Source organism: Xanthovirga aplysinae, from assembly GCF_009711365.1.
GTDB classification, from domain to species: Bacteria; Bacteroidota; Bacteroidia; order Cytophagales; family Cyclobacteriaceae; genus Xanthovirga; species Xanthovirga aplysinae.
On record NZ_SMMB01000122.1, the window covers coordinates 1 to 410 of the forward strand.

1 pseudogene is annotated in these 410 nt (G+C 32.9%); it reads right to left on the reverse strand.

The annotated features are described in order from the left end of the window. Positions 1–42: 42 nt before the first annotated feature. A pseudogene (locus E1171_RS00170) lies at positions 43–410 on the reverse strand (bacillithiol biosynthesis protein BshC); the annotation flags it as partial.

Here is a 410-nt window from a genome sequence, read left to right on the forward strand (position 1 = left end):
AATACTTTTCTTTTCTCAAGATAATCCTTTCTTAAAATAGATTTATTCATCTTGAATTAAAATATTGAACTGATAATCAAAAGGATCAAATGTCTTCAGTAAGTCTTCAATAAAGGAAGGGTTGTTGATGTAAAAGTTAAGATAGTTATCTGTTCTTTCCTGTAGAGCTCCACCTGGAAATAACTTATCCTTGATCGCTTCTAATTGCCTTATAGCGGTTTGTTGATTTCTTTCTTCGGCCTTTTTTAGTCTTTTTTCGATTGTTCCTAAACTCTTTTGAGCTTTGGTGGCCTCGGCACCAATAAATCCTTCCAGGCTTTTATCTACTGCACAAGCTTTTTCACTAATACTTTTATAAAGGCTTTGTAGAAGGGAAACTTCTTCCTTTAAAGAAAGTGAATTTACCGTAT